Origin of the sequence: Brevibacterium sp. LE-L (genome assembly GCF_050214925.1) — a bacterium.
Classification (GTDB): Bacteria; Actinomycetota; Actinomycetes; order Actinomycetales; family Brevibacteriaceae; genus Brevibacterium.
This window is the reverse complement of the sequence record NZ_CP189759.1, coordinates 315,257-341,109: the sequence shown is the minus strand read 5'-3', so window position 1 is coordinate 341,109 and position 25,853 is coordinate 315,257. Positions and strand designations below refer to the sequence as shown.

The 25,853-nt window shown below is 66.8% G+C and carries 26 protein-coding genes and 1 pseudogene; 16 read left to right on the top strand and 11 right to left on the bottom strand.

Annotated features, from left to right (window positions below; genetic code table 11):
• Positions 1–19: 19 nt before the first annotated feature.
• On the bottom strand, positions 20–739 hold the full coding sequence (locus tag ACQE2J_RS01515; RefSeq protein WP_135537831.1) for a hypothetical protein: 720 nt from the start codon (positions 737–739) through the stop codon (positions 20–22).
• A 114-nt stretch (positions 740–853) separates the two neighbouring features.
• Between ACQE2J_RS01515 and ACQE2J_RS01510 the strand changes: the two genes are divergently transcribed.
• From ACQE2J_RS01510 to ACQE2J_RS01500, 3 genes are all read left to right on the top strand, one after another.
• Positions 854–1,462 carry an ArsR/SmtB family transcription factor gene (locus ACQE2J_RS01510; protein ID WP_135537829.1) on the top strand — a complete coding sequence of 203 codons (609 nt, stop codon included), beginning with the start codon at positions 854–856 and terminating at the stop codon, positions 1,460–1,462.
• A 68-nt stretch (positions 1,463–1,530) separates the two neighbouring features.
• Positions 1,531–2,691 carry a serine hydrolase domain-containing protein gene (locus tag ACQE2J_RS01505; RefSeq protein WP_425120076.1) on the top strand — a complete coding sequence of 387 codons (1,161 nt, stop codon included), beginning with the start codon at positions 1,531–1,533 and terminating at the stop codon, positions 2,689–2,691.
• Positions 2,688–3,062 (top strand): hypothetical protein, encoded by a 375-nt coding sequence (locus ACQE2J_RS01500; RefSeq protein WP_425120077.1) that lies wholly within the window; start codon positions 2,688–2,690, stop codon positions 3,060–3,062. The genes ACQE2J_RS01505 and ACQE2J_RS01500 overlap by 4 nt, the downstream gene beginning before the upstream one ends.
• 82 nt (positions 3,063–3,144) lie before the next feature.
• Here ACQE2J_RS01500 and ACQE2J_RS01495 read toward each other — a convergent pair whose 3' ends face one another.
• Positions 3,145–3,606 (bottom strand): Rieske 2Fe-2S domain-containing protein, encoded by a 462-nt coding sequence (locus ACQE2J_RS01495; RefSeq protein ID WP_425120078.1) that lies wholly within the window; start codon positions 3,604–3,606, stop codon positions 3,145–3,147.
• Between the two features lie 138 nt (positions 3,607–3,744).
• Between ACQE2J_RS01495 and ACQE2J_RS01490 the strand changes: the two genes are divergently transcribed.
• Entirely contained in the window at positions 3,745–4,968 is a 1,224-nt protein-coding gene (locus ACQE2J_RS01490) for an MFS transporter (protein WP_135537822.1), read from the top strand.
• Between the two features lie 225 nt (positions 4,969–5,193).
• The gene (gene recQ, locus ACQE2J_RS01485) at positions 5,194–7,029 is read left to right on the top strand and encodes a DNA helicase RecQ (RefSeq protein ID WP_135537820.1); all 1,836 of its coding nucleotides are present in this window, start codon (positions 5,194–5,196) and stop codon (positions 7,027–7,029) included.
• Between the two features lie 88 nt (positions 7,030–7,117).
• Here the strand turns inward: recQ and ACQE2J_RS01480 are convergent, their stop codons facing one another.
• Complete coding sequence (locus ACQE2J_RS01480) at positions 7,118–7,678, bottom strand: OsmC family protein (protein ID WP_135537818.1); 561 nt, start codon at positions 7,676–7,678, stop codon at positions 7,118–7,120.
• 181 nt (positions 7,679–7,859) lie between these two features.
• Positions 7,860–8,345: an Lrp/AsnC family transcriptional regulator gene (locus ACQE2J_RS01475; protein ID WP_240689587.1), complete on the bottom strand. Its 486-nt coding sequence runs from the start codon at positions 8,343–8,345 to the stop codon at positions 7,860–7,862.
• 150 nt (positions 8,346–8,495) lie between these two features.
• On the opposite strand from ACQE2J_RS01475, the gene ACQE2J_RS01470 reads away from it, so the two are divergent.
• Both ACQE2J_RS01470 and kynU read left to right on the top strand, forming a co-directional pair.
• Positions 8,496–9,890 (top strand): APC family permease, encoded by a 1,395-nt coding sequence (locus tag ACQE2J_RS01470; protein ID WP_167854345.1) that lies wholly within the window; start codon positions 8,496–8,498, stop codon positions 9,888–9,890.
• Positions 9,887–11,239, top strand: a complete 1,353-nt coding sequence (kynU, locus tag ACQE2J_RS01465) for a kynureninase (protein WP_135537813.1) — start codon at positions 9,887–9,889, stop codon at positions 11,237–11,239. The genes ACQE2J_RS01470 and kynU overlap by 4 nt, the downstream gene beginning before the upstream one ends.
• Here kynU and ACQE2J_RS01460 read toward each other — a convergent pair.
• Positions 11,232–12,008 carry an MOSC domain-containing protein gene (locus ACQE2J_RS01460; RefSeq protein ID WP_135537812.1) on the bottom strand — a complete coding sequence of 259 codons (777 nt, stop codon included), beginning with the start codon at positions 12,006–12,008 and terminating at the stop codon, positions 11,232–11,234. The two genes, kynU and ACQE2J_RS01460, sit on opposite strands and share 8 nt — an antisense overlap.
• Positions 12,005–13,273 carry an MFS transporter gene (locus ACQE2J_RS01455; protein ID WP_135537811.1) on the bottom strand — a complete coding sequence of 423 codons (1,269 nt, stop codon included), beginning with the start codon at positions 13,271–13,273 and terminating at the stop codon, positions 12,005–12,007. The genes ACQE2J_RS01460 and ACQE2J_RS01455 overlap by 4 nt, the downstream gene beginning before the upstream one ends.
• 95 nt (positions 13,274–13,368) lie before the next feature.
• On the opposite strand from ACQE2J_RS01455, the gene ACQE2J_RS01450 reads away from it, so the two are divergent.
• Positions 13,369–13,944 (top strand): isochorismatase family protein, encoded by a 576-nt coding sequence (locus ACQE2J_RS01450; protein ID WP_425120079.1) that lies wholly within the window; start codon positions 13,369–13,371, stop codon positions 13,942–13,944.
• A 26-nt stretch (positions 13,945–13,970) separates the two neighbouring features.
• Entirely contained in the window at positions 13,971–14,393 is a 423-nt protein-coding gene (locus ACQE2J_RS01445; protein ID WP_135537809.1) for an OsmC family protein, read from the top strand.
• Positions 14,394–14,457: 64 nt separating this feature from the next.
• On the opposite strand, the pseudogene ACQE2J_RS01440 reads toward ACQE2J_RS01445, so the two are convergent.
• The 3 genes and pseudogenes from ACQE2J_RS01440 to ACQE2J_RS01430 all read right to left on the bottom strand — a co-directional run bounded on the left by ACQE2J_RS01440 (position 14,458) and on the right by ACQE2J_RS01430 (position 16,566).
• A pseudogene (locus ACQE2J_RS01440) lies at positions 14,458–15,317 on the bottom strand (PPK2 family polyphosphate kinase).
• Positions 15,318–15,348: 31 nt separating this feature from the next.
• Entirely contained in the window at positions 15,349–16,041 is a 693-nt protein-coding gene (locus tag ACQE2J_RS01435) for a trimeric intracellular cation channel family protein (RefSeq protein ID WP_240689586.1), read from the bottom strand.
• Between the two features lie 21 nt (positions 16,042–16,062).
• Positions 16,063–16,566, bottom strand: coding sequence for an OsmC family protein (locus tag ACQE2J_RS01430; protein WP_135537808.1), 504 nt, complete (start codon positions 16,564–16,566; stop codon positions 16,063–16,065).
• Between the two features lie 109 nt (positions 16,567–16,675).
• Between ACQE2J_RS01430 and ACQE2J_RS01425 the strand changes: the two genes are divergently transcribed.
• The 6 genes from ACQE2J_RS01425 to ACQE2J_RS01400 all read left to right on the top strand — a co-directional run bounded on the left by ACQE2J_RS01425 (position 16,676) and on the right by ACQE2J_RS01400 (position 22,794).
• Positions 16,676–18,247, top strand: coding sequence for a molybdopterin-dependent oxidoreductase (locus ACQE2J_RS01425; protein ID WP_426936933.1), 1,572 nt, complete (start codon positions 16,676–16,678; stop codon positions 18,245–18,247).
• A 188-nt stretch (positions 18,248–18,435) separates the two neighbouring features.
• On the top strand, positions 18,436–19,131 hold the full coding sequence (locus ACQE2J_RS01420) for a fasciclin domain-containing protein (RefSeq protein ID WP_425120081.1): 696 nt from the start codon (positions 18,436–18,438) through the stop codon (positions 19,129–19,131).
• A gap of 226 nt (positions 19,132–19,357) precedes the next feature.
• Positions 19,358–19,933 (top strand): sigma-70 family RNA polymerase sigma factor, encoded by a 576-nt coding sequence (locus ACQE2J_RS01415; RefSeq protein ID WP_135537806.1) that lies wholly within the window; start codon positions 19,358–19,360, stop codon positions 19,931–19,933.
• The gene (locus ACQE2J_RS01410; protein ID WP_135537805.1) at positions 19,930–20,871 is read left to right on the top strand and encodes an anti-sigma factor; all 942 of its coding nucleotides are present in this window, start codon (positions 19,930–19,932) and stop codon (positions 20,869–20,871) included. Before ACQE2J_RS01415 ends, ACQE2J_RS01410 begins: the two co-directional genes overlap by 4 nt.
• A gap of 76 nt (positions 20,872–20,947) precedes the next feature.
• On the top strand, positions 20,948–22,201 hold the full coding sequence (locus ACQE2J_RS01405; RefSeq protein ID WP_135537804.1) for an alpha/beta hydrolase: 1,254 nt from the start codon (positions 20,948–20,950) through the stop codon (positions 22,199–22,201).
• Positions 22,198–22,794 (top strand): class I SAM-dependent methyltransferase, encoded by a 597-nt coding sequence (locus ACQE2J_RS01400; RefSeq protein ID WP_135537803.1) that lies wholly within the window; start codon positions 22,198–22,200, stop codon positions 22,792–22,794. Before ACQE2J_RS01405 ends, ACQE2J_RS01400 begins: the two co-directional genes overlap by 4 nt.
• 71 nt (positions 22,795–22,865) lie before the next feature.
• Here ACQE2J_RS01400 and ACQE2J_RS01395 read toward each other — a convergent pair whose 3' ends face one another.
• Positions 22,866–23,435, bottom strand: coding sequence for a TetR/AcrR family transcriptional regulator (locus ACQE2J_RS01395; RefSeq protein ID WP_135537802.1), 570 nt, complete (start codon positions 23,433–23,435; stop codon positions 22,866–22,868).
• An 87-nt stretch (positions 23,436–23,522) separates the two neighbouring features.
• Positions 23,523–24,194, bottom strand: coding sequence for a TetR/AcrR family transcriptional regulator C-terminal domain-containing protein (locus tag ACQE2J_RS01390; RefSeq protein WP_167854343.1), 672 nt, complete (start codon positions 24,192–24,194; stop codon positions 23,523–23,525).
• A gap of 466 nt (positions 24,195–24,660) precedes the next feature.
• Between ACQE2J_RS01390 and ACQE2J_RS01385 the strand changes: the two genes are divergently transcribed.
• The gene (locus tag ACQE2J_RS01385; protein WP_135537800.1) at positions 24,661–25,791 is read left to right on the top strand and encodes a serine hydrolase domain-containing protein; all 1,131 of its coding nucleotides are present in this window, start codon (positions 24,661–24,663) and stop codon (positions 25,789–25,791) included.
• Positions 25,792–25,853: the final 62 nt, after the last annotated feature.

Sequence of the window (25,853 nt, the reverse complement as noted above, 5' to 3'; positions counted from 1 at the left end):
GGGTGTCTCGGGTGCCCGGTCAGGGCTCGTTCTTCGGGGCAGTTCCGTCATCTGATTCGTCGGAGTCGTCGGAGGTGGCCGCCTCGGCGGGGGTGCCGATCTGCTCGGCCGGTTCGCCGCGCTTGGCCAGCTGGCGACCTTTGCTCAGGCGGGAGTACCCGCCGATGATGAAGATCACGCCGGCGATGAGGGTCGCGGCGCCGGTGAAGCCGAGGATCGACAGGGCCTCCATACCGTCGCCGAAGACGAGGATGATGCCCAGCAGGGCGTGGGTTCCCGCAGCGATGAGGAAGTCCGAGGCCATCGGCTGGGACTTCAGCTGCCTGTAGGCCCAGAATTCGAGCGCGCCGTGCAGCAGGGCCCAGATGCTCAGCGCCGCGCGCAGCTCGGCGGGGTGGTCGGCGAGGAAGAGGAATACGATCGCCGGGATCGCAATGACGGCCTGGCCGTAGATCGCGGTGCGCACGTTCAGCGGTGCGCGCACGGCTTCGAATACCAGGGCGAGGGCGAAGAGGATGAGGTAGCCGATGGCGAGGTGGTCGACGACGTCGGTCGGCATGCTCAGCTGCAGCGGGTTGCTGTCATCACGGGGCCAGAAGACGGTGGCGATGCCGAAAACCACACCGAGGAGGCCACGGACGACCATGGGCGTGCCGAGCCGTTTCGCGGCGGCGATGGCCTGCGGGGAGGCCTCGGAACGCGGGGACGTGGATTCGGTGCGCGGCTCTTCGGTACTCATCACGACACCAGTCTAGGTCGCCTGCCTGAGTCTGTCCGTTCAGCCCTGACTCAGGCGCGGACGCACCCTTCGAGACGTATTTACGTAATTACGTATTTATTGTATTATTGAGCCATGGAATCGACGCCTTCATCGGAGGAACGCCTCTCTGCACTCGAACGCCGAGTCGCCGAGCTCGAAGCCGGAGCCTCACCCGTGACGGGGGCAAGGGCATCGGGTGCTCCCGCGGAGACGGGCAGCGCAGAATCGTCCCCGGCTGCGGGCGGGACGGGATCCGCGCCCCCGGGCGAGGCAGCCGCGGGGCTGCCCGGCGACACGGACACGTTCTGGGCACTGCACGGACTCGTCGACCGCCTCGGCGAGGACGGCGGAGTGACCTACACCGGGTACACCACTCCCCCGGGCGCCGACGGCCCCGTGGCATGGCAGATGGGGCTGACGACTGCGGGACTGGGCGACATCGATTTCGCCGAGGCGGCCGGATCCCTGGCAGCGCTCGGCCATCCCGTCCGACTCCAGCTGTTGCAGGCGATCTACGAAGGCACGTCGACCGTGGCCGAGCTCGGTCGGGACGAGCGCTTCGGCACGTCCGGGCAGATCTACCACCATGTGCATGCCCTCGCCGGTGCCGGATGGCTCGAGAATGCCCGCCGCGGGCACTGGCGAGTCCCCGCCTCGCGGGTCATCCCGCTGCTCACGCTCGTGCTCATCGGCACGCACTGAACGACACGGGCGGCGAGCGTTCCGTCCCTGATCACCGCACTTCCCACCCCCGACCACGAGGAGGAACGATGACCGAAACCGATCCCGACCGCAGGCCTCCGGCGGACGGTGAGGCGACTTCCGGGCGCGCGCCTCGGCGCCGGATCATCGCCCTGGCCGCCGCGACACTCACGGCCGTCGCTCTCGCCGTCCTCACCCCGTGGCCGCGCGGCTTCCAAGGAACTCCCACCGGTGACGCCGAGCTCATGAGCGAGCTCGCACAGACCCTCGGCAGCAAACACTGGCAGCACATCGCCGCGGCCCGCATCGACGGCGACGAGGTCACCTTCGCGGGCACCGGGGCCGATGAACACACCGAATTCGAGATCGGCTCGATCACGAAGACGTTCACCGCCGCCCTCTTCGCCGATGCCATCGACCGGGGCGAGATCGACGCGGACACCCGCCTCGGCGAGGTCTGGCCGGATCTGCACGGGAAGGTCGCCGAAGTGAGCCTCGAGTCCATCGCCCAGCAGCGGTCGGGTCTGCCCTCGCAGAAGCCGTGGTCAGGGTGGGGCGAGGGCCTCTCCGGCATCCTCGCGAACTACGTCCGCGCGGACCCCTATCGCGGCGACGCCGCCGCCATCGTGGCCGGTCTGCACGAGGCGGAGGTCGGGAAGAAGGAGCCCGAGTACTCGAACTTCGGGTTCGCCGTCCTCGGTCAGGCCATCGCCGAGGTCACTGGGGAGGACTACGGCGAGCTCGTGCGGACGCGGATCACCGAACCGCTGGGGATGGAGGAGACCTTCGTGCCGGACTCCCCCGAGGGATTGAGCCACGGCCGCACCTCCTCGGGCCTGTCCGCCGCCCCGTGGGTGATGGGCGGCTCCGCGCCCGCCGGTGCGATCCGCTCGACCGCCCACGACATGTCGATCTGGCTGCGGGCGGTACGCGATGGAAGCGCTCCCGGCGCGAATGCTGCCGAGCCCCGCGCCGATTTCGATGAAGGCGACCGCATCGGCTGGGCCTGGTTCACGACGAAGACCCGCGCGCCGAACCTCACCTGGCACAACGGAGGTACAGGAGGCTACACGTCGTTCCTCGGCTTCGATGCACAGTCCGGGCGGGGTGTCATCGTGCTCAACGACTCCGCGAACTGGGTCGATGCGGCTGCAGCGCTGATCTCAGACACATCCGACGCCGGGCCGGCGCGACCGGTCGACGTCAGACAGGAGGGAGCACGGTCATGAATCCCGAATTCGTCTCAGCGGTCATCGGTGCGATCATCGCAGCCTGGGGCGCCTTCGCAGCACTGCGGGCGCCCAGGTCGGCGACGCGGATGGGCCTGCTCTCGGGGATCGGCACGGGCGTGATGTTCGTGCTTCTCATCCGCCTCGTCGGGCCCTTCGGAGGCTGGGCCGACTGGTTCGTCTGGGTCTGGCTGGCCGCCATGGCCACCATCGTCGTCGCCGTCTTCCGGGCAGTTCTCGTCTGGCCCGGCCTGCCCTGGCGGGCCGAAGACGCAAAGACCCGTCGCAGCGAGGTGAGCGGACTCGGCTTCTCCGTCGTGGCCGCCCTCGTCATCGCCGGAGCCCTGGTTCTGCCCGGACTTCTCCCCTGAGCGTCCCAGCGAACGCAGCATCACAGGATGCAGGCCACCCGCGCCCCCGACGGGCGCGGACGCCTCACCCGGAGGCGATGGATCACTTGCCCGTGATCGTCAGGGTCCCACCGTCCTCGGTGACCTCGTACTTCGGCAGCGGTTCCTCGGCCGGACCGGAGAGCACCTCACCGGTGGTGACCGAGAAGTTCGTCGAGTGGCACGGACAGATGATGGCTTCCTCGGTGACCCTCTTGACCTGGCAGCCCTGGTGCGTGCACACGGACGAGAACGCGAAGAACTCGCCCTTCTTCGGCTGAGTCACAACATAGGTATCGTCGATGACGGTGCCCGATCCGACGGGAACATCGGAGCTCGGAAGGCTCGCATCCTGCGTCGGCGCGGCCTCCTCCTCTTCGGGTGAGCACCCCGAGGTGGCCGCCACCGAGGTGCCGACGACCGCAGCGGTTCCGGCCACACCCACGGTCTTCATCACCCGACGCCGACTCGGGGCCTCGGCGGCGGTCGACTCTGCCGGGATGGGGGTGATCGGGCTCGGGGTCATCGGAATCTGCTCCTTCTCGCGGATGCGCACAATCCACCATGCCGGCGCCCCGGCATGGTGCGGAGACTCCAGCGTACAATCGCTGACGGTTCGACACGTACAGGGGGCAGACGGCGCCCGAGGCGAAAGGCGGTGGCGATGTCCGAAGGATCGCAGGCGAAGACCCCGGACCCATCGCAGTCGCATGCGGCCACGGGATGGGGGTTGGCCGCCTCGGCGTATGTCTTCACCGTCGTCATGATGGGCACGACCCTGCCGACTCCGCTCTACCCCCTCTACGAGGAGCGGTTCGGCTTCGGCACCGCTTTCACGACTCAGCTCTTCGCGATCTACGCACTCGGCGTCATCGCCGCACTCATCGTCTTCGGCCGCCTCTCCGACGGTCTCGGGCGGCGCCCGGTGCTCAGCCTCGGGGTGGTCTTCTCGGTCGCCTCGGCGGTCCTCTTCCTCATCGGCGCGAACGTCGGACTGCTGCTCACCGGACGTGTCCTCTCCGGGCTGGCCGCGGGGATCTTCACGTCCACGGCCACCGTCACCGTGCTCGAGAACGCCCCGGCCGGACGCGAACGGCTGGCCGGGTCGCTCGCGACGGCCGCGAACATGGGCGGACTGGGATTGGGGATCCTCTCCTCCGGACTCCTCGCCCACTTCGCCGCCGGGCCCCTCTTCACACCGTTCCTCGTCAACGCGATCATGCTCATCATCGCCGGGGCCGCGCTGCTCCTTGTTCGGGACCGGACGCGGAGGCAGCAGCGCGGCACCCCGGGTGCGGTGCGGCTGCAGCTGCCGGGCATCCCCGCCTCGGCGAAGCGCATGTTCCTCGCCGCCTCACCGGGAGCGATCACCGGATTCGCGGTGTGCGGGCTGTATTCGGCGGTCGCGCCGAGCTTCATCGGGCAGACCCTGCACCTCACGTCGACGGCGGTCACCGGCACCGTCGTGTTCCTCCTCTTCGGCGCCTCGGCGAGCGCGCAGCTGGTCTTTCGGGGACTGAGCGACCGTCGGCTCATCGTCGGCGGGACGGTGACGATGATCGTGAGCATGGGTGCGCTTGTGCTCGCGCTCCTGATCGGCTCGCTGCCGGTGCTCATCGTCTCCTCCGTGCTGGCCGGAGCCGGGCAGGGGCTGGTGTTCATGACCGGGATGCGCGCGATCACCGCAGCCACCGCCCCGGAGCACCGCACCGAGGCGACCACCTCCTACTTCATCCTCGCCTACGTCTTCATGTCCGTGCCGGCGATCGGTGCCGGATTCCTCGCCGCCGAGGTGGGACTGGCGAATGCGACGACGATCTTCGCGGTCGCGGTGGCCGCGGTCTGCGTGTTCGGGCTCGTCGCGGCCCGGAGGTTCTCTGCCCGGTGAGGGACGGTCCGGGCCGGGCACTTTCGGACAGTTCGCTGAAACATAGGTCACCTTCGGACATTTTGGCGGCAGCAAAGTATCCGATTGCGACCTCAATTTCGGCGCGAATGTCCGATTGCGACCAAAACTCGGCGCCAGATGTCCTCCGTCGCCTCTCCTGCACGGTCTCAAACGACTGAACGCCCCGGAGGTTCTGAGTCAGTGCCGTGAACTAGGGTGGGATCCATGACCTCCGCAGCCACGACCTCCGCCCTCGATGTCCTTCACGATGTCTTCGGCTATGAGGAGTTCCGGGGTGAGCAGGCGGCCATCGTCGACCAGGTCGTCGGTGGTGGGGATGCGGTCGTGCTCATGCCCACCGGCGGCGGAAAATCTCTGTGCTATCAGATTCCGTCCCTGGTCAGGCCGGGCACGGGCGTGGTCATCTCCCCGCTCATCGCGCTCATGGCCGATCAGGTCGCGGCTCTGGAGAACCTCGGTGTGCGCGCGGCCTACCTCAATTCCTCTCTCGATTTCGACACCGCGCAGCAGGTCGAGCAGCAGCTGCTCGCCGGTGAGATCGACCTGCTCTACCTCGCGCCCGAACGCCTCGTGCTCTCGCGGACGATGCGGCTGCTCGAACAGGCGCAGATCTCACTGTTCGCCATCGACGAAGCCCACTGTGTGTCCCAGTGGGGCCATGACTTCCGCAGCGACTATCTCGGGCTCGGGGTGCTGGCCGAACGGTTCCCCGACGTCCCGCGCATCGCGCTGACGGCCACGGCGACCCCGGCGACTCATGCCGAGCTCACCGAACGCCTCCACCTCCAGGAGGCCGAGCACTTCGTCGCCAGCTTCGACCGGCCCAACATCACCTATCGGATCGAACCGAAGGCTTCGGCCCGGTCCCAGCTGCTCAACTTCATCACCACCGAACACCCCGGGGACGCCGGCATCGTCTACTGCCTGTCCCGGCGCGGCGTCGATCAGCTCGCCGAGGCGCTCGTGGCCCGTGGCATCACCGCCCTGCCCTATCACGCGGGACTTCCCGCCGAGGTGCGGGCGGAGAACCAGGCTCGGTTCCTCCGTGAGGACGGGATCGTCATGGTCGCCACGATCGCCTTCGGCATGGGCATCGACAAACCCGACGTCCGCTTCGTCGCCCATCTCGATCTGCCCAGATCGGTCGAAGGCTATTACCAGGAGACCGGCCGTGCCGGCCGTGACGGGCTGCCCGCGGATGCCTGGATGGTCTACGGCCTCGGCGATGTCGTCTCCCAGCGCCGCCTCATCGAATCCGGTGAGGGCGACCAGGTGTTCAAACGCCGTGCGATGAGCCATCTCGACTCGATGCTGGCCCTGTGCGAGACCGTCGACTGTCGGCGCGTGCAGCTGCTGCGCTACTTCGATGAGGAGTCCGAGCCCTGCGGCAACTGCGACACCTGCATGACACCCCCGGTGACCTGGGATGCGACCGTGGCCGTGCAGAAGCTGCTCTCGGCGGTCATCCGTCTCGACCGCGAACGCGGACAGCGTTTCGGATCCGGGCAGGTCATCGATGTGCTGCGCGGCAACGACAACGACCGCTCCCGGGCGTCCGACCACGAGAGCCTGAGCGTCTGGGGCGTCGGCGACGACCTGTCCGAAAGCCAGTGGAAGACCGTCATCCGTCAGGTGCTCGCCCGAGGACTGCTGGAGTCCCACGGCGATTACGGGGTCCTCGTCGTCGGTGAGGCGGCCGGTCCCGTGCTGCGCGGTGAAGAGGAGATCTCGCTGCGCGTCGACCCGGTGAAGAGGTCCGGTGCGAAGAAGGCGGGATCCCGCCGCCGGTCCGGTCCCGAAGTCGAACTCGACCCGGCCGATGCCTCCCTGTTCGAAGCCCTGCGCGCCTGGCGCGGTGAACAGGCGAAGGAGCAGGGCGTGCCCGCCTATGTCGTGTTCCCCGATGCCACGCTCTACGGCATCGTCGAGGTCAGGCCGAGCTCGGTCAGCGAGCTCGGACAGGTCAGCGGTGTCGGTCTGAAGAAGCTCGACCGCTACGGAGAGTCCGTCCTCGAGGTCCTCGCCGCGCATTCGGGCTGATCAGACAGGGCCGGCGAATACTCGTGAGCCGATCCTCCGACCGACGGACACGCATCAGCCGGCCCTCCGACCGTGACGGCTCTCGTCCTCAGTCGACTTTCGTCACGGTGACGTCGATCGGCGTCGGGTTGGTGAAGATGTCGAAGACCGGGCAGTGGGCGTCGACGGTCTCCTGCAGCCTGCGGTAGTCCTCGGCGTCGTCGGGTCCCGAGACGTTCACGGACACCCGCACGGTGGAGAACCCGGGACGGACGGTCTCATCGGCTCCGAAGAGTCCCTGCACATCGAGGTCGCCCTCGGCGGTGACATCGAGTTCGTCGATGGTCAGCCCGAGATTGTGGGCGTAGAGGCGATAGACGACGATCTGGCAGGAGATGAGCGCTCCGAGCGCGTATTCGACGGGGTTCGGTGCCGCGTCATCGCCGGCCAGCGGGGTCGGTTCGTCGACGGCGAAGGTGTGCTGCCCGGCGGTGATCACCGAGGACACGGACCCGCGGGCCGTGCCGGAGGCCGAGAACTTCAGGCGGCCGTTCGTCGCCGAGGCGGCCAGACGCTCATTCCAGGCGCTGCCCGCCGCGGCGAGGCGTTCGGCGCGCTCCTGAGCAGTGATGTCGGCGATGGTGTCGAGTTTAGTGGCGGATGCAGTCATGACGGGGCCTCCCGGTGTCGGTGCTGTTGCTTGGGTGATTGCCGACCCCAGCCTAGGAATCTCCGCCGGCGGGCCGCCCTGACTCCGTCGGCTTCCGACTCCCGCCGACATCTTCGGGTCATCCGGCGTCATCTGCCGACACGAGTCATCGTCTACGCCGTCATCAGTATGTGCGAGACCGTCATTTCCGATGATGGCCGAACACAAGACTCGTCTGCGTGTGCGCGATCGTCGGATCGGACAGGTTCTGCTCGATGAATCGGTGCAGGCCCGTCGGATGGTCACAGGCGACGTGGACGAGGAGATCCCGCTCCCCCGACACCTGATACACCTCGAGCGTCTCGGCTGCCTCGAGCAGCCGGTCGATGACACTGCGCAGCTGCGAACGGCCGACCGGGGTGACACGCACGGAGATCATCCCGAACACGCTCAGTCCGAGCTTCTCGTAGTCGATGTCGGCGTGGAAGCCGCGCAGCACCCCGCTCTGCCGCAGGGCGCTGACGCGGCCCGAGCAGGTCGATGGCGCCAACCCCACCCGCGCGGCAAGGGTCTTGTTCGAGGTCCGGGCGTCGGCACTGAGCTCACGGAGGATCGCCAGGTCCACCTCGGCGAGCCGAACATCCGCCGAATCGGAGCGATGATCGGCGATCAGCGTCGAATCATTCACGAATATTCCTCTCAGTGACTCAATTCTGTTCGGATTCTGCCCATCATATCCGAATGCCATGCCAGGATGAGGAGCATACGCGAACGCTCGCCGCGCCCCTCATCGCAGAGGCGGAACGGATCGGCGAAGACGACGACTCGGGAGACTCTCGTGGCAGCCAAGCTCAACCAGGACCAGCTCAAACGCACGATCGGACTGCCCGGTGCGCTGAGCGTGACGATCAATCAGGTGATCGGCGGCGGCATCGTCTCGCTCACGGGCGTGGCCATCGGCATCACCGGCGGCGGAACGCCCTGGGCCTACCTCATCGCGGTGGTCACGATCATCCTCGTCTCGATCCCCTATGCCGCGATGGCCTCGGCCCTTCCCGCGGTCGGCGGGACCTACACCTGGCCTGCGCGGGTCGTCGATCCGCGGCTCGGCTTCGTCAATATGTGGATGGCGCTCATGCAGCAGTGCGCGCTCAGCCTCTACGGCCTCTCTGCCGGGATCTATCTGCACTCGCTCTCGGACTTCTTCGACCCGATCATCGTCGCGGTCGTCATCGTCAGCATCTTCTACGTCGCGAACCTCATGGGCGCCGCCTTCTCCTCGCGGGTGGGGGTCTGGCTCATGGTCCTCATGCTCATCGGCTTCTCCGTGTTCATCGTCAACGGCTTCGGCCACATCGAATGGAACGCCTACCCCGAACCGCTGCCGCACGGCTTCACCCAGCTCCTGTCCGCGGCGGCGCTGCTCACCTTCGCCACCATGGGAAGCTTCGGCGTCGCCGAGCTCGGTCGCGAGATGAAGAACCCCTCTCGCGACATCCCTCTGGCGATGATCGGCGGCACCCTCGTCGTCGGACTCCTCTACGTGCTCATCGCGATCCCCGCCGTGGGTGTCCTTCCCATCGCCGAGGTCGCCGATCAGCCCCTCTCGGTCGTGGCCGAAGAGATCATGTCTCACGGCTGGTGGGTGTTCTTCATCCTCGGCGGAGCGATGGTCGCGATCGTCTCTACGCTCAACGCCCAGCTCCTGTGGGGGTCGAAGGGTCTGCTCGCCGCCACGGACGACGGCTGGCTGCCGGCGGCGTTCGGACGGGTCAATGCCCGGTTCGGCACTCCGCATTGGATCCTCACCGCGCTCTTCGTCCTCGGCATCGTCCCAGCGATCGCCGGTCTCGACATCTCGGTCATCGGCACGGCCGCCTCGGCGCTGGTGCAGGTCATGCTCATCGTCATCCTGCTCGTCTCGCTGCGGATGCGCTATGTCATGCCCGAGACCCACGCCCGGGCCCCCTTCACGATCCCCCTCTGGCTGCATTGGGCACTGACGGTGATCGGCACAGCGGTCAACCTCTACCAGATCACGCTGCTCGCAGCCGACTTCACACCGGTGGTGTGGATCGCCCTGGCAGCGTGGCTGGCGATCGGAGTCCTCATCGCGGTTCTCCGGTACCCGACGGTGGGCCGGATCCTCGCCGCCCGCGCGACAGCCTCCGACACAGCCGCCGACGAACCTGCCACACTGAACGACAACAGCACCGAAAGGACGACACCATGACCACTCTCGACGACGGACGCGACGCCGAACCGATCACTGACTCCGCTGACTCTCGAGCTTCCGAGCAGCCCGCCCGTGCCGGCGGAGGTGCGCTCGATCGGGCGGCCTGCGCCCAGCGGGGTGCCTACGATCCTCTCCGCGGCTTCCGCGAGGAGTTCGTCCTCCCGCCGGAGACGATCTACCTCGACGGCAATTCCCTCGGAGCCCGGACCAAGGGGGCCGCAGAGCGTGCCCAGAACGTCATCTCCGAGGAGTGGGGGGCCGGTCTGATCCGCTCGTGGAACGACGCCGGCTGGTTCGACCTGCCCGCCGTGCTCGGCGACAAGGTCGCGGGCCTCGTCGGGGGCGGTGCCGGGGCCACCGTCGTCACCGACACGACTTCGATCAACCTGTTCAAGGTCGCCTCGGCCGCCTGCAAGATCCAGGCCGCCGATGCTCCGGGACGCCGCGTCATCCTCACTCAGCGGGAGAACTTCCCCTCCGACATCTACATGCTCGAGGGCCTGGCCGAGCAGCTCGGCGACGGCTGGGAGGTCCGCCTCGTCGATGACGCCGAAGTGGCCGCCGGATTCCCTACCGCCCTGACCGACGAGGTGGCCTTCGTCGTCCTCACCCACGTCAACTACCGCACCGGTCGCCTCTTCGACATGGAGTCGACGACCTCGGCGGTCCATGCGGCAGGGGCACTGGCGATCTGGGACCTCTGCCATTCGGCCGGTGCGCTCGAGATCGACCTGGCCGGCTCGGGCGCGGACATGGCGGTCGGCTGCACGTACAAGTTCCTCAACGGCGGTCCGGGCTCACCCGCGTTCGTCTGGGTCTCCGAGGCTCTGCGGACACGGTTCACCCAACCGCTGTCGGGATGGTGGGGCCACAAGCAGCCCTTCGAGATGGAGCCCAACTACACGCCGGCCGACGGCATCCGGCGCTATCTCACCGGCACGCAGGGCATCATCTCGATGTCCGTGGCCGAGGTCGGTCTCGACGTCCACTCCCGGGCCGACATGGCGGCCGTGCGGCAGAAGTCGCTGGCTCTGTCCGATCTGTTCATCGAGCTCGTCGATTCGCGTCTGTCGCATCATCCCGTCGAGGTCGTGACCCCGCGCGAGCAAGCGCAGCGCGGTTCGCAGGTCTCGATCACCCACCCCGAGGGGTTCGCGGTGATGAGTGCGCTCATCGAGCGCGGCGTCATCGGCGACTACCGCGAGCCCGAGGTGCTGCGGTTCGGCTTGACTCCGCTCTATGTCGGGTTCACCGATGTCTGGGACACCGTCGAGGCGCTGCGTGACATCCTCGACAACCGAGAATGGGACGTCCCGCAGCACAAGGTCCGCGGCGCCGTCACCTGAGCTCGGACCGGCTGTCGATCTCCGCATAGACCCCGAAGAGGGGTTCGCCGACCTCGTTGGTGGGTCGATAGCCGGCCAGCGCTCTCAGCAGGCGCGCATTCCGCTCGCCGGTGACCGGGTCGAGGTCCATCACCGCGCACCGCGGGATCGGTGCCCCGATGCGCACCCGGATCTCGCCGAGGCCGGAGTCGACAAGGCCGACCTCCCGGCCCTGCCAGGCCTCCTCGGCGAATGGGACATCCGTGTCGACGACGAAGGTCGCACGGAAGCGGGCCGCCTCGTCGACGAGTCCTGGTCGGGCCGCCCGATCGGTGAGGTCGCCGAGCGAGGCCGTGGTGACGATGGAGACCGGCGCACCGAAGACGACGTCTCCACGAGGGGCACGGGCCAGACGCACATGTCGGCCGAGCCAGGTCGACAGCAGTGCGGCGTGCGGGCCGTCCGTGAGGCTGAGATCGGTTTTCCGCTTCCAGTAGTCGCAGGTGAGAACCTCACCATCGGTGGCGGGCACGGCGCAGGCGGACCGGCCGTCGGGCAGCGACATCGCCAGCTCCTCCCCGCGCAGTTCGGCCGTGACCCCGATGAGGCTAGGGTGCTGGACGGTCTTGAGGACCTGACGACGCTCGACGTCGACGAGGCAGTATCGGCGATCGCCGACGGGCCCCTCGGCGTCGAACTGCGCCTCCGGCCGGCGGATGTGCCGTGTGCCCTTGACCGGAGCGAACCCGACCGACACGACTTCGAGGCTCACCCCGGGCCGCGGGGTCATGTGTGCCTCCGTCCGGTCACGGCATAGGCGCCGATGGCCACTGCCCCGATGGCGAGGACTGTGCCGCCGATGATGACCGCCCCGGGGATCGTGGCGATCGTGCCGAGCACCCCGACCGTGACTCCGGAGAAGGTCTGCATCCCGGGGCCGAACATCGCATAGGATCCGATGACGCGCCCACGGATCTCCGCGGGCGCCTCGAGTTGGATGATCGCCATCTCGGTCGACTCGGCGGTGATCTTCGAGACTCCGGCGATCACGAGCATGACGATCGCCACCCACAGGTGTGAGGTCAGGGCGAAGAACACGGCGCTGAGCCCCATCGCGGCAGCGGCCAGCGCGGCAGCCGTGGGGACGGCTTTGATCCATCCGGTCGCCTCGAGCCCGAACCCACCGAGCACCCCTCCGGCACCCATGGCGAAGAGCAGCACCCCGTAGGTGAAGTCACTGTCTCCGCCGGACGGGGTGAGGATCCCGCCGAAGACGGGCATCGCGGTCTGCAGCACCGCACCGATCGTCATCGAGGCGAGCGCGGCCAGCAGCAGCATGCCGAGGATCGCACGATTGTGGCGGACGTCGATGAGCACCCGCAGCGACTGCATGAGCGTCGTCCGCGCCGTGCGCACACTGCCGCTGCGCAGATGTCCGGTGAAGGGCGTGCGGATGAGGAAGAGTGTCAGCGGCAGGTAGAAGACGATGTTGATGAAGATGCCCCAGGTCGCCCCGACCCCGAGCAGCAGGGCGGAGCCGACGACGGGCCCGAAGAGGATGCCGAGGCTGCGGAACGTCGCGTTGAGCCTCACGGCGCTCGGCAGCTCCTTCCGGTCGACGAAATCATGAAGCATCATCTGCTCGGCCGGGCCCCACAGGCATCCGGCGAGTCCGTGGATGACGAGCAGCACGCAGGCCTGCCACAGCTGCAGCGAGTCGGTGAGGAAGAGGATGCCCCAGCACAGGGAGACGACCATGAACATGATCTGCCCGATCTGGATGAGGCGGCGACAATCGAAGCGCTCGGCCAAGGAGCCGGCGTAGACGGACAGGAGCAGGAACGGCAGCCAGTGACTGATGAGCTGGAAACCGACAAGGGCCGGGGACTCGAACTTCTCCCACAGCACCCAATAGGTGATGACGTGCTCGATGTTGTCGCCCATCATCGCCGTGCCCGAGCCCACCAGGTACGGCGCGGTCTTCCAGCTGCGCAGCACACTGAAACGGCGTGGGGCGGCCGAGGCGTCGCCGGAGCCGGGAGAGATATCGTTCACCCGCTCATTCTCACACCACCGCCGAAATACCGACATACGCTCTTGTCTGCCGGGACTCGGCAGAGAATAATGAATGGCGATCAAGGAGGATCATCATGCCCACAGGCACCGACGCACTGCCCGCATCCGCTCGCAGCAACTCCGCCCTCATCGTCATCGACGTCCAGAACGCGGTGATGGAAGCCTCGTGGAACTCAGACGGGGTCATTTCGACGATCGCCTCTCTCGTCGATCTTCCCCGGAACACCGGCACCGAGGTGGTGTGGGTCCGGCACAGCTCAGATGAGCTGCCGTCGGGTTCGCCGCAGTGGCAGATCGTCGATGCGCTCGCCCCCGCCGAAGGCGAGGCGATCATCGAGAAGACCCATGGCAACACCTTCGAGGAAACGGACTTCGCGGAGGTGCTTGCCGGCAAGGATGTCGGCCACCTCGTCGTCACCGGCGCCCAATCGGATGCCTGCGTGCGCTCGACGATCCACGGCGGCTTCGCCTGCGGCTACGACGTCACCCTCGTCACCGACGCCCACACCACCGAGGACCTCACCGAGTGGGGAGCTCCCCCGCCGGAGCAGGTCGTCTCTCACACGAACCTGTACTGGCAGTTCGAATCGGGTCCTGGCCGCACGGCACAGGTACAGGAATCGGGGGAGGTCGACTTCACCCGCCCCTGAGACCCGGAGTCTGACATCATGGGTCCATGAGTGAAGACACCCGCAGCATCGAACTGACCCGCATCGCCGAGAACCACTACCGCGCCACCGCTCCGAGCGGGGCGAGCATCGAATTCGGTCGCGGCGAGGGCCTCATGTCCCCGGTCGAGCTGCTCCTGGCCGCCGTTGCCGGCTGCTCGTCGATCGACGTCGACACCGTGACCAGCCGCCACACCGAACCGACCCGCTTCGAGGTCAACGCACAGGCCGAGAAGGTCGACGAGGACGGCGCCTCCCGCCTGGACAACGTTCACCTCGACTTCGACCTCGCGTTCCCCGACGATGAGGACGGGCGGAAGGCCGATGCCCGCATCGAACGCCTCGTCGGCCTCTCCCACGACAAGTACTGCACGGTCTCGCGCACCGTCGAACACCCCACAAAGGTCGACTTCAGCATCCGCCGCGACTGACGTCGCGATGCGCTCGGGCCCCTACCTCGCCGAGGCGGCCCGACGTTCCGTGCAGACGTGGACCTCAGCTCTCGGCGAGCCGCTTCTTCTCGACCTCGACGTCGAAATCGGCGGCAGGCCACTGTGGATCGATGTCGTGGAGGGCGTCGAGCAGCAGTCGCTGCACGGCCAGTCGCGCGTACCATTTCCGGTCAGCAGGGACGACGAACCAGGGTGCCGCCTCGGTGGAGGTGCGATCGAACACGGTCTGATACGCGTCCATGTAATCCGGCCACAGGAGTCGTTCGTCGACGTCGCCGGGGTTGTACTTCCAGTACTTGTCGGGCCGGTCGAGGCGTTCGGTCAGCCGCTCCTTCTGCTCGTCCGGGAGAGGTGAAGCATCACCTTGACGATGTGCACTCCTGCCTCGGCGAGTTCGGCTTCGAAGTCGTTGATGGCTGAGTAGCGGCGGTCGATCTCGGGGGCGTCAGCGAGTTCACGGACGCGGCCGATGAGCACGTCCTCGTAGTGGGAGCGGTCAAAGACACCGATCATGCCGGGCCCGGGTACCCGTGGGCGGATGCGCCAGAGGAAATCATGGGCGAGTTCTTCATCCGTCGGTTTCTTGAAGCTCGCGGTTTCGACGCCCTGTGGGTCGACGGCGCCGACGACGTGGCGCACGATTCCGCCCTTGCCGGCGGTGTCCATGGCTTGCAGGACGAGGAGGACGGCTGGCCCGGTGTCGTCGTCGTGGTGGGCGGCGAAGAGCCTCTCCTGCAGGTCGTTCAGCTCGGTCGACAGCGCCCCGAGATCCTTTTTCCCGCTCTTCTTGTCCCCGGCGTAGCCGGGAGTGGAGTCGGGATCGACCTCGCCGAGGCGGAATCCCTCCCCAACGCGCAGCAGAGGGGCAGGGTCGGTCGTCCAGTTGCTCTTCGGCTCGCTCATGCGATCATCCTTGCAGACAGGAGGGCCCGCCTCAGTCCGGCTTCCGGAACACCGACGGCAGCTTCTTCTTCACCCGATGGCGGGTCTCGCGGTACGACCATTGCCGCATCGGCTGCGGGACCCGCCATTGCAGCTTCCACGCGAGCATGCGGAAGGCGAAAGCGGCGGCCGCGATGATGAGCGAGGAGATGGCGCCCAACAGTCCGGTCACCTCGGCGAGGATCGTCAGCCCCGATCCGAGCAGGGCGGGGATGAGGTAGAGGTCGGTGCCGCGGAAGATCGCAGGGTCCTCGCTGGCCACGGCATCGCGCATGAGCCCGCCGCCACAGGCCGTCAGCGCGCCCATGAGCAGCGCGGCCGGGTAGTTCGTTCCGGCGGCGAGCGCGATCGTCGTTCCGGTGACGCTGAAGAGCCCGAGTCCCATCGCGTCGAAGGCGACGATCCAGATCCGTGCCCGGGAGATGTGCGAGCCGATCATGTAGATGAGCAGGGTCGCGATCACCGGCGGGGCGAGATAGATGGGTTGGGCGATGGCGTTGGGCACCCGGTCGAGGAGCACGTCGCGGATCATGCCGCCGCCGATGCCGGTGAGCGTGCCGAGCACGAGTCCGCCGGTGATGTCGAAATTGCGGCGGGCCGCCAGCAGAACACCGGAGACGGCGAAGGCGAAGGTGCCGGTGAGGTCGAGGGCGAGGAAGAGGACTTCCTGCAGATTCAGTTCCACATCGGCTCCCGGCCTGCTCGGTCAGCTGAGCTGGAAGTTGTCCGGGTTCTTGTACTGTTCGATCTCGACGACCGGAGTTCCCTTGCCCATGAGGAGTTTGGAGATCGGGCAGCGTGCGTGAGCGCGGGCCGCGTATTTCTCGGCGTCCTCGTCCGAGACCCCGTCGATGGAGATGTAGGCACGCGGGGCGAAGTAGAAGCCGTTGCCCGAAGGCTCTTTGTGCAGTTCGACCTCGACGCGCACCCGGGAGAGGACGTCGAGTTCGTTGACGGCGAGCACGACTTTGAGGGTCTCACCGAGGCACGTCGACCACGCCATCGCAAGGAACTGTTCGGGGTTGTTGCCCTGTTCGACGTGCGAAGTCGGAGCCGTGGTCAGGGTCTGGCCGTCTTCGACGCGCACCTCTCCGGAGGTGCCGCCGAGGTTCTCGACCTTAGCGGTGTAGATGGGCGCGGTCGGGCTCTTCGGCTCATCCGCATCGGCGCTCGGAGCCTGCGGCTGGGCGTATCCGGGGTTCTCAGTCATTGCTCCATGCTACGACAGACACGTGCCATGGTCACTGGGGTTTCGGTGAATGGAATGTGACGCGGCCGGATGATCCCATCCGAAGGCCCGCGGTCTCCGAATCATTCCCATGAACCCATATCCTCGCGCTCGCCGCCGTCTCCGAGGCGCTCTGGTCGGAATCGCGGCCACCCTCGTGATGTTCGGCCTCGCCGACCTCATCGCGCGCGCATTCAGTCCCAGTGCCGCACCGCTGCTCACCCTCGGCCAGGCGATCATCCCCCTCGCCCCGCCGGCGGCGATCAAACCCGTCATCGCATTGTTCGGAGACAACGACAAGGTTGTCCTCGTTCTCTCCACGGGACTCGGGGCGTTGGTCCTCGGCGGACTCATCGGAATCCTCGCCCTGTCCCACCGACGTCTGGCCACACTGTTTCTGCTCATCGCCGGGCTCGTGCCCGCCGTGGTCATCGTGCTGCGTCCCGAGGCGAATGCTTCGGACATCGTTCCCACGCTCATCGGTCTTACGCTCGGCATCGCGGTCTTCGTGGTGCTCCTGCGTCTCGGCGGCTCAGGAGAACCCGGCTCCGATCGGCGAGGCGCAGAGCACGGGTCACGAACGCCGGAGCCCTTGAGTCGCCGTCGCTTCTTCACCCTGGCAGGAGCCTTCGGTGCGATCGGTGCCGTCACCATCGCCGCCGGCCAGACCGTTGCCTCTCTTGCACAGGATGCGGGAGCTGCGGTAGCTCAACTGGTCCTGCCCCGCCCGGCGAAGAAGGCGGAACCGATCCCCGCCAAGGCGAGCACCGATGTGACAGGCACGGCCCCTTTTCTCACCGACCCGCAGGACTTCTACCGCATCGACACGGTCCTCGCTCCTCCGGTCGTCGATCCCGAACAGTGGTCGCTGCGCATCCACGGCATGGTCGCCGAGGAGGTGACCCTGACGATGGACGAGCTGCTCGATCTGCCTCTCGAAGAACACCACATCACGCTCACCTGTGTGTCCAATCCGGTCGGCGGCGATCTTGTCGGCAACGCGACCTGGCTCGGCTACCCGGTACGTGAGCTCCTCAAACGTGCCCGGCCGAGCGCAGACGCCGATATGGTCCTCTCCCACTCCTTCGACGGTTTCACCGCCTCGACGCCGATCACGGCTCTCACCGATGACCGCGATTCCCTTCTGGCCGTCGGCATGAATGGTCAGGCGCTGCCGCCCGAACACGGATTTCCCGCACGCCTCGTCGTGCCGGGGCTCTACGGTTTCGTGTCCGCAACCAAATGGGTCACCGAGCTCGAGGTCACCCGTTTCGATGAGAAGACCTCCTATTGGACCGACCGTGGGTGGGATGCGAAGGCGCCCATCCTCGTCGCCTCCCGCATCGAAGTGCCCAAACCGCTGGGGAAGGTCTCTGCCGGCAGTCTTCAGGTCGGCGGCACCGCGTGGGCGCAGCGTTCGGGCATCGACCGCGTCGAGGTCAGACTCGACGACGGCGAGTGGACGGAGGCCGATCTGGCCGAGGAGGTCACGATCGACACCTGGCGTCAGTGGCGGACCGATTTCGCCGAGGTGGAGCCGGGCTCGCACACGCTGACCGTGCGAGCCACGGACAAGGACGGCACAGTCCAGACTGCGAAGCGCCGAGATGCGATCCCGAACTCGGCCACCGGCCACCACCACATCCAGTTCCGCGTCGAGTGAGCGCCGATTGCGCCGAGGCTCCCGCCCTCGGGCTGGGTGTTCCCGCCTCGGCGAAGAATCTTTCAGATTTCTTTGCCATCCACCCATCCGCATTCGCCTCCGCTGCGAATACCCAGTACACAGCGAGCAATGGAGTCAACTCCACGGCTGTGCGCTGATACACATCACTGTTGATTAGGAGAAGAACGATGAAAACACTGCTTCGCACACGTACCGCCACCATCCTCTCGGCCGGCGCGATCGGCCTCCTCGCACTGAGCGGCTGCTCGGGCATGGGTTCGGATTCGGGAGGCGAGGAATCCGGCTCGGATTCCGACAGCTCGGAATCCCAGTCGGCTGACTCGGGCGAATCCGAGATGCCCGAAGAATCCGGCGACTCCTCGATGGACGACAGCGACCTCGTCGGTTCAGGCTGTGCAGCCTATGCCGACGAGAACCCCGACGGCGGTGGATCCGTGGAGGGAATGGCACAGGATCCCGTGGCCACAGCGGCCTCGAACAACCCGATGCTCACAACCCTGACCAAAGCGGTCTCGGGCGAGCTCAACCCCGATGTCGACCTCGTCGACACCCTCAACGGCGATGAATTCACCGTCATCGCCCCGGTCGACGATGCCTTCGCCGACGTGCCGAAGGACGACCTCGACGCCTTGGCCAAGGACTCGGACATGCTGACGAAGGTACTCACCTACCATGTCATCCCCGGTCAGCTCTCACCCGATGAGATCGCCGGCGAACACGAGACCGTCGAAGGCTCGAAGGTGAAGATCTCCGGTGACGGCGAAGACATGAAGTTCGACGATGCGGGACTGGTCTGCGGCGGCGTGAAGACCGCCAACGCCACCGTCTACATGGTCGACGGCGTGATGATGCCGGAGAAGTGACCGGAGTTCGCCACGAGAGTGCACCACGATGAAGTGGCCGGGAACCGATCAGCAGCGAGACGATCGGCGCCCGGCCGCTTCTGCATTCCCTGCGACTCGTTCGATCTCACGTGAGCGATGCGTCGCTGCTCCCGCCCTGCTCGGCTCACCGTTCACACATGACATGCACGACTCTCTCATCACGGACCGGGGTGATCAGATTCTGCGCAGATGGCATGATTGGGCAATGAGCTCTGATGACCAGACAGCGGTTTCCGCTGATCCCGGCGGTGCGCTGCTGATCCGCATCGCCGAGGGCGACCGGTCCGCTTTCGACGAGCTGTTCACCACCCAATCCCGCATCCTCATGGCCGTGATCCTGCGGATCGTCAAGAGCAGATCGCTCGCCGAGGAGGTCCTGCAGGAATGCTTCACCGAGGTCTGGACCCGATGTTCGGGTTTCGACCCGAACCGCGGCACCGGAAGAGCCTGGCTGATCACCCTGTGCCGCAGACGAGCCATCGACTGCGTACGCAGCGTCCAAGCCCAACAGAACCGGGATCTCGCGGACGGTCTGCGGACGACCGCCGAAGCTGGTGAACAGGTGGAGCAGACGGTCATTGCCCGCGCAGAGTCCGATCGGACGGTCTCGGCTCTGCAGGTCCTGCCGGAGGAGCAGGCCGAACCGATCGTCATGGCCTTCTACCAGGGCATGACCCACACCCAGATCTCGGAGAACCTCAAGGTGCCGCTGGGTACCATCAAGTCACGGATCAGGGACGGAATGAAGAAGCTGCGAGAAGAGTTGGAGGCAAGCCGATGAACGCCGATCGTGACTATCTGGCTGCCGGTCTGGCCCTCGGAGGGCTCAGTGACTCCGAACTCGCCGAAGCGCAGCGCCTCGCGGACTCCGACGCAGATTTCCGCTCCGAAGTCGACGCCTACGCCGAGACGATGGCGCTGATGGCGGAGGACGTGGAACCGCAGGAGGTCAGCGACAAGACACGAGAGGCCATCCTCAACATTCCGTCGACACATGCGCAGGAACCTCCCGGTGACCACTGGCTCGCCCAGACCGCACCACCGGTCGACCCGGGGTCTCAGGATCCAGCCGGTCCCGTCGGCTCGGAATCTGCGGCGGCAGCTCCATCCACCTCACCGTCGGAGCATCGTCAGTCGCAGGACCACGAGGACGATAGTGAGGGCGGCGAGCGAATCGACCCTGGTGAACGCGGTGATCGTCGCGGCAACAGCAGAGTCAGCGACATTCGTGATCAGCGTGCCCGCCGCAGTCGGCAGCGGCCCTGGCTGCCCTATGCTGCGGCCGCGGCCGCCGTCATCGTCGTGGGCGGATTCGGAGTGACGATCTGGCAGCAGACTCAGCATCAGAACCAGCTCGAGGAGCAGCTGGCCGCAACCCAGCAGCAGCTCGACGAGTCCGCGCGACTCATGGAGGCAGATGATCTTCGCACGAGCACGGCCGATCTGCCCGAGGGCGGTTCGGTCACCGTGCTGTCCTCGGAGAGCGAGCAGCTCATCCGATTCAGCCCGCGCGATGTCGGAGACCCACCGGCAGGAAAATCGATGCAGATGTGGGTGATCGGTGACGACGGACCCGAGAGCGCCGGTCTCATGACCGATGAACCGGTGACCATCGCCGGCAGGGAATTCTCGGACGGCAGCCTGTTCGGCATCACCGTGGAGCCCGCGGGCGGGTCCGAGCAGCCGACCACGGACCCGATCGTCGCACTCGATCTGTAGGAAGGGATTCAACCACTACGATGGTCGTGGTACCGTGATGTGACCGGCATGTCCATCAACGGTGAAGGAGACCCACATGCCGATCGGCTACCTCTTCACAATCGGACTCCTCGGCGTGTGCACGGCTGCGGCCCTCATCCCGCCGCCTGGCTATGGCCGCGCAGGTCGCATCAGCTACTTCCTGGCGGTCGTCATCAGCGAAGTGCCCCACTTCGGGGCACTCTGGCTGATCCTCTCCACCGCGCTTGCTCTCAGCGAGGGAGACCTGGACGGCCCCGTGGGAACGGTGCTCCTTGCGCTGTCGGCAATCATCCTCCTCGGCCTCCTCGTGGTGCTGCGGCGCTGCCTTCTGGCTCGATCGGTGGTCACGGCGCTGATCCGCGCACACACCGAACCTCGGCGCGGGAGCACGAGCTCGGCGCCCCCACCGAGGTGGACCTGGCTGCGTCCGCTGCTGTTCCCCGTCCCGCTGCGCCCCCGTTCGGTCATGCGGATCGGCGGTCTGTCCTACGGCGAGCATCGACGACAGCGCCTTGATGTCTATCGGTTCCGGAACCAGACCCTCAGCGGCCCGGTGCTCGTGTACTTCCACGGCGGGGGATACTCCTCCGGCGGAAACCGCCGTGAGGCCCGCGCACTGCTTCACCATCTGGCGGCCCGCGGGTGGGTCTGCATCAGCGCGACGTACCGGCTGCGCCCGAAAGCGGACTTCACCGATCACCTCGACGATGCACGAGCCGTGCTGCGCTGGACACGCGACAACGGGGTGCTCCACGGCGGAGACGCCTCGACGATCGTCATGGCCGGCAGCTCGGCCGGAGCACATCTGACTTCGCTCATTGCACTCGGCCAGGGCGCGGACGTGGGCCCGCCGCTCAGCGAGGAGGCCGAACTGACCCACGACGAGCTGACGACCCCGCGGATCGCCGCCGCGCTGTGCCTCTACGGCTACTACGGTCGGTACTACGGCCGCAGCGAGGACGAGCACCCCGTGTCGACCCCGCTGGCGATGGATGCCTCGGCGGCACCGCCGATGTTCTTCGTCCACGGCGACAATGACTCCTGGGCCCCGATCGATGATGCGAGGGAACTGTCGAAGCAGGTGGCAACCGCGTCGAGCCAGCCCACGTGGTATGCGGAGTTTCCGGGCGGACAGCACGGCCTCGACTCCCTCTTCTCCTGGCGCTTCGCCGCCGTCGTCCATGGATTCGACCGCTTCCTTGCCCACATCGGCATCGCTCCGCAGCCGCACCCGAACCCTCCGCAGCCGCAGGCACTTCCGACACAGCAGCCGAGCACCCATCGCATCGGCGAAGGAGCAGAGTCATGACCGAATTCGCCTGGGACCCGGAGTCCTACCGCGCGCTCATGGCCGAGGAGATCCCCGACTATCCCCGTCTGCAGGCCGAACTGAGCGCAGCCGTCGCAGCCGACGCCCCTCGCACCATCCTCGATCTGGGCATCGGGAGCGGCCTCACCGCCGCCGAGGTGGCCCGGGCACTGCCGGAGGCGCACCTCTTCGGCATCGACGACAGCGCCGAGATGCTCGCTGCGGCCGAAGAAGCTCTCGATCCGACCAGGACTGCTCTGCAGCAGAGCCGACTGGAGGACCCGCTGCCGAGCGGGCCTTTCGACCTCGTGATGTCGACCCTGGCCGTCCATCACCTCGACGGATCAGGCAAGGCGGATCTGTTCGCACGGGTCGCGGCCGTCCTCGATGAGGGCGGGCGCTTCGTCCTCGCCGATCTCGTCGTTCCTGTCGACCCGGCCGATGTCATCACGCCCATCGATGGGATCGAGGACACCCCGAGTTCGCTGAAGGACCAACTGGCTTGGCTCGAGGCCACAGGCCTGCACCCGCGGGTGCACTGGCAGCACCGCGATCTCGCCGTCATCGTCGCGCAGAAGGTCCATCTCGGCTGACCCCGCATACGCAGCTGCGTCGGCTCGAGGCCGGGATCGTCAGCACACTGCTGCGATCGACACCACCGCGGTCATCGCCTGGCGCCGATGCCGATGAGCCAGGCGCCCAGCACCGAGGCGGGATCGACCCGAGCTCCGCGCACGCCGTTGCCTGCCAACCGGTCGAACAGCAGGCCGTTCATCACACCGATGAAGTCGTTCGCTCGCTTCTCGGGCTCGGGGACCCCGAGACCGGCGAGCATGCGCTCGGCCTCGGCAACCAGCTTGAGCCGGATGGGAGATTCGGTGGTGAGCAGGGTGTGCAGTTCGGGGTCCTGCCAGTAGTCGAGAGACAGTGACATCCGTGCCCGGATATCGGTCCCGCGGGCGATGGTCGCCTCCAGCGTGGGGACCAGCTGTTCGAGCGCCTCGGCGACGGTGTTCGGCAGAGGGCGGTCACGGTCGCCCCCGCGCAGATCGGCCATGGCCGCGATCTGGTCGATGACCATGATGACCAGAGCGCGTCGGTTGCGCGCGTAGTTCGACGTCGTTCCCGGCGGCAGGTCGAGGCGCTGATCGATTCGACGGTGGGTGAGAGCATGACTGCCACCTTCGGCCACCAGCTCCATCCCGGTGCGGGCAATGGCCTCACGTCGATCCACTCATCCTCCTCGGCCGCCGGAATCGGACCATCGACTCACGACCGCCTCGCTCCTGGCGGCGCGGTCAGGACCATTCTAGGCGGGCGGTCATCTCTTCCGGCGAAGGTCCGCGAATCCGGCGATGAGAGCGTCGAGCGCGAACTCGAATCGCGCATGGGCAGCGCGATCGGCGTTCGCCTCGACCGCCTCGGCGAGGAGCGGGAAGTCTTCGGCGGACACTCCAGCCAGGTGGCGCCTCCACCTCTCCTCCCCATGCGGCCCCGGCGCCGTGTCGTCTCCGGCCTCGAGCACGGCGTGAATGAGGACCAGCTCGTTGAGGGAGTAGACGATATCGAGGGCCGAAGCCGGCGGGAACTCGTCGGCCTGGAGGAATGTCAGCAGGGACTCCATGAGCGCGAGGTTTCCGGTGGTCACCGCCGGGCGCGACATGACCAGCTCGACGAGCCTCGGATGTGCGCTGAGGGTCTCGAGCTGAGCGCGGGCATAGGTGCGCAGCCCGTCCTCCCAGCCATGACCGGCGAGGTCAACGATCGGCACCGAGGTGGCAAGGTCTTCGACGATCGCGTCGAGGAGTGCGCCTTTGTTCGGAAAATGGTGGTAGAGCGCCATTGCCTCGACGTCGAGTTCGGCACCGAGCCGGCGCATCGACAGTGCGGGCAGCCCCTCCTCATCGGCGAGGCGGATCGCGGTCGCCACGATCGCCTCGGCGGTGAGTCCCGCGTGCTGTCCGCGAGCGCGAGCAGTCCTGCGACTCACCATGGCCGGTCTTCCTGCATGAGCTCCGGTTTTCCTCCATTGACCTGTTCTACGTCGTAAAACTAGCATAGACACAGAGTTTTACGTCGTATAACTCTTAGTCACGCAGCTCGCTTGGCGGGCCGGCGACACCACTTGCGGAATGGTCCCGCAACAGCATCACAGGAGAAAGGACTCCATGACCATGCACTATTCGCATTCGACGTTCCTCGCGCTCTGGGGCGGCCTCGCCCTCACCATCGTGGCCACGGTCAGCGCACACCTCGGGCGCGAGCTTCGCCCTCCTCGTCCGTGACACCTCGGGTGAGACCGGACTGCCGCCGTTCATCAGCGGGATCGGCCTCCTGCCCTCCGTGGCCGGCCTCATTGCCGTGGTCCTGATGTTCAGGGCACGGACGACCTCGGCGGGGGCAGACGCGAACTCGACGGGGCGAACACACCGCCGCCAAACCACCTGAAAGGCAGCATTATGACAACCAGTCTTCATACGAGCATGTCCCTCGACCCGCTGCGCCTGCAGAATGCCCTCGATGAGGTTCATCATGCAGGCATGCCCGGAATCGCCGCCGAGGTGGCCGATGACGGAGAGATCTGGCGCGGCAGCGCCGGTTTCGCCGAGGTGACCACCGAAGTTCCCATGTCCCCCGATCTGCATCATCGGGTCGGGAGCATCGCGAAGACGTTCACGACTCTCGCGCTGCTGCGATCGGCAGAGACCGGGCTCGTCGATCTCGACCAGAGCATCGGCCACTACCTTCCCGAGCTCGTCCCCGGTCAGCGTGGCCACGCCGTCACCGTGCGAATGCTCGCGAACCACACGAGCGGACTGGCCGAATATCTGCCGTCCATCTACGACTCCCTGCGTGCGTTCCCGGATCTCGCGCGAACCAGCCCCCGCAGCCTCGAGGAGAACAGGTTCACCCGGTTCACCCGCCGGGAACTCATCGCAGCCGGGGTTGAGGCACCCATGCTCGGAACACCGGGGCAGCCCCCTGGGATGTACTCGAATACGAACTACCTGCTGCTGGCCGAGCTCATCGAACTGGTCACCGGGAGTGCAGCCGAGGACCACATCACCACCGAGGTCATCGTGCCTGCCGGTCTGAATGACACCTATTTCCCCACGGACACGGCTCTGGCCAGACCGCATTCGCGACTCTACGAGTCGTGGTTCTCGATGGCCGATCCGCCCCGTGACTTCAGTGAGTTCGACATGTCGTGGGTCGGGCCGGCGGCCTCCCTGGTATCGACCGCTGCCGATCTCAATCGGTTCTTCGGCCTCCTCATCGGCGGCGAGCTGCTCCAGGCGGAGTCGCTTGCGCAGATGCAGCGCACGGCCCCCGTCCGCTCCTTCGAGGGAACGATGATCGACTACGGATTGGGACTGCATCGCCGCAATGAGGCGGGAGGAACGTTCTGGGGCCACGACGGTTCGGTGTGGGGAGGCGGCGCCATCACCATGACACGTGCCGACGGCCGACGTCAGATGACGATCCTGGTGAATCGGCAGCGGTGGAATGAGCTGGATGATTCGGGCCGTCCCGTGCCGCATGCCATCGACGGAGCTCTCGAGCACCTGTACAGCTTGGCATTGGGCTGATGCCGGGCCCGTCTCCGCCCTGTGCCGGAGGCGGGCCCGGACGGTTCCCCACTCGGACGGAT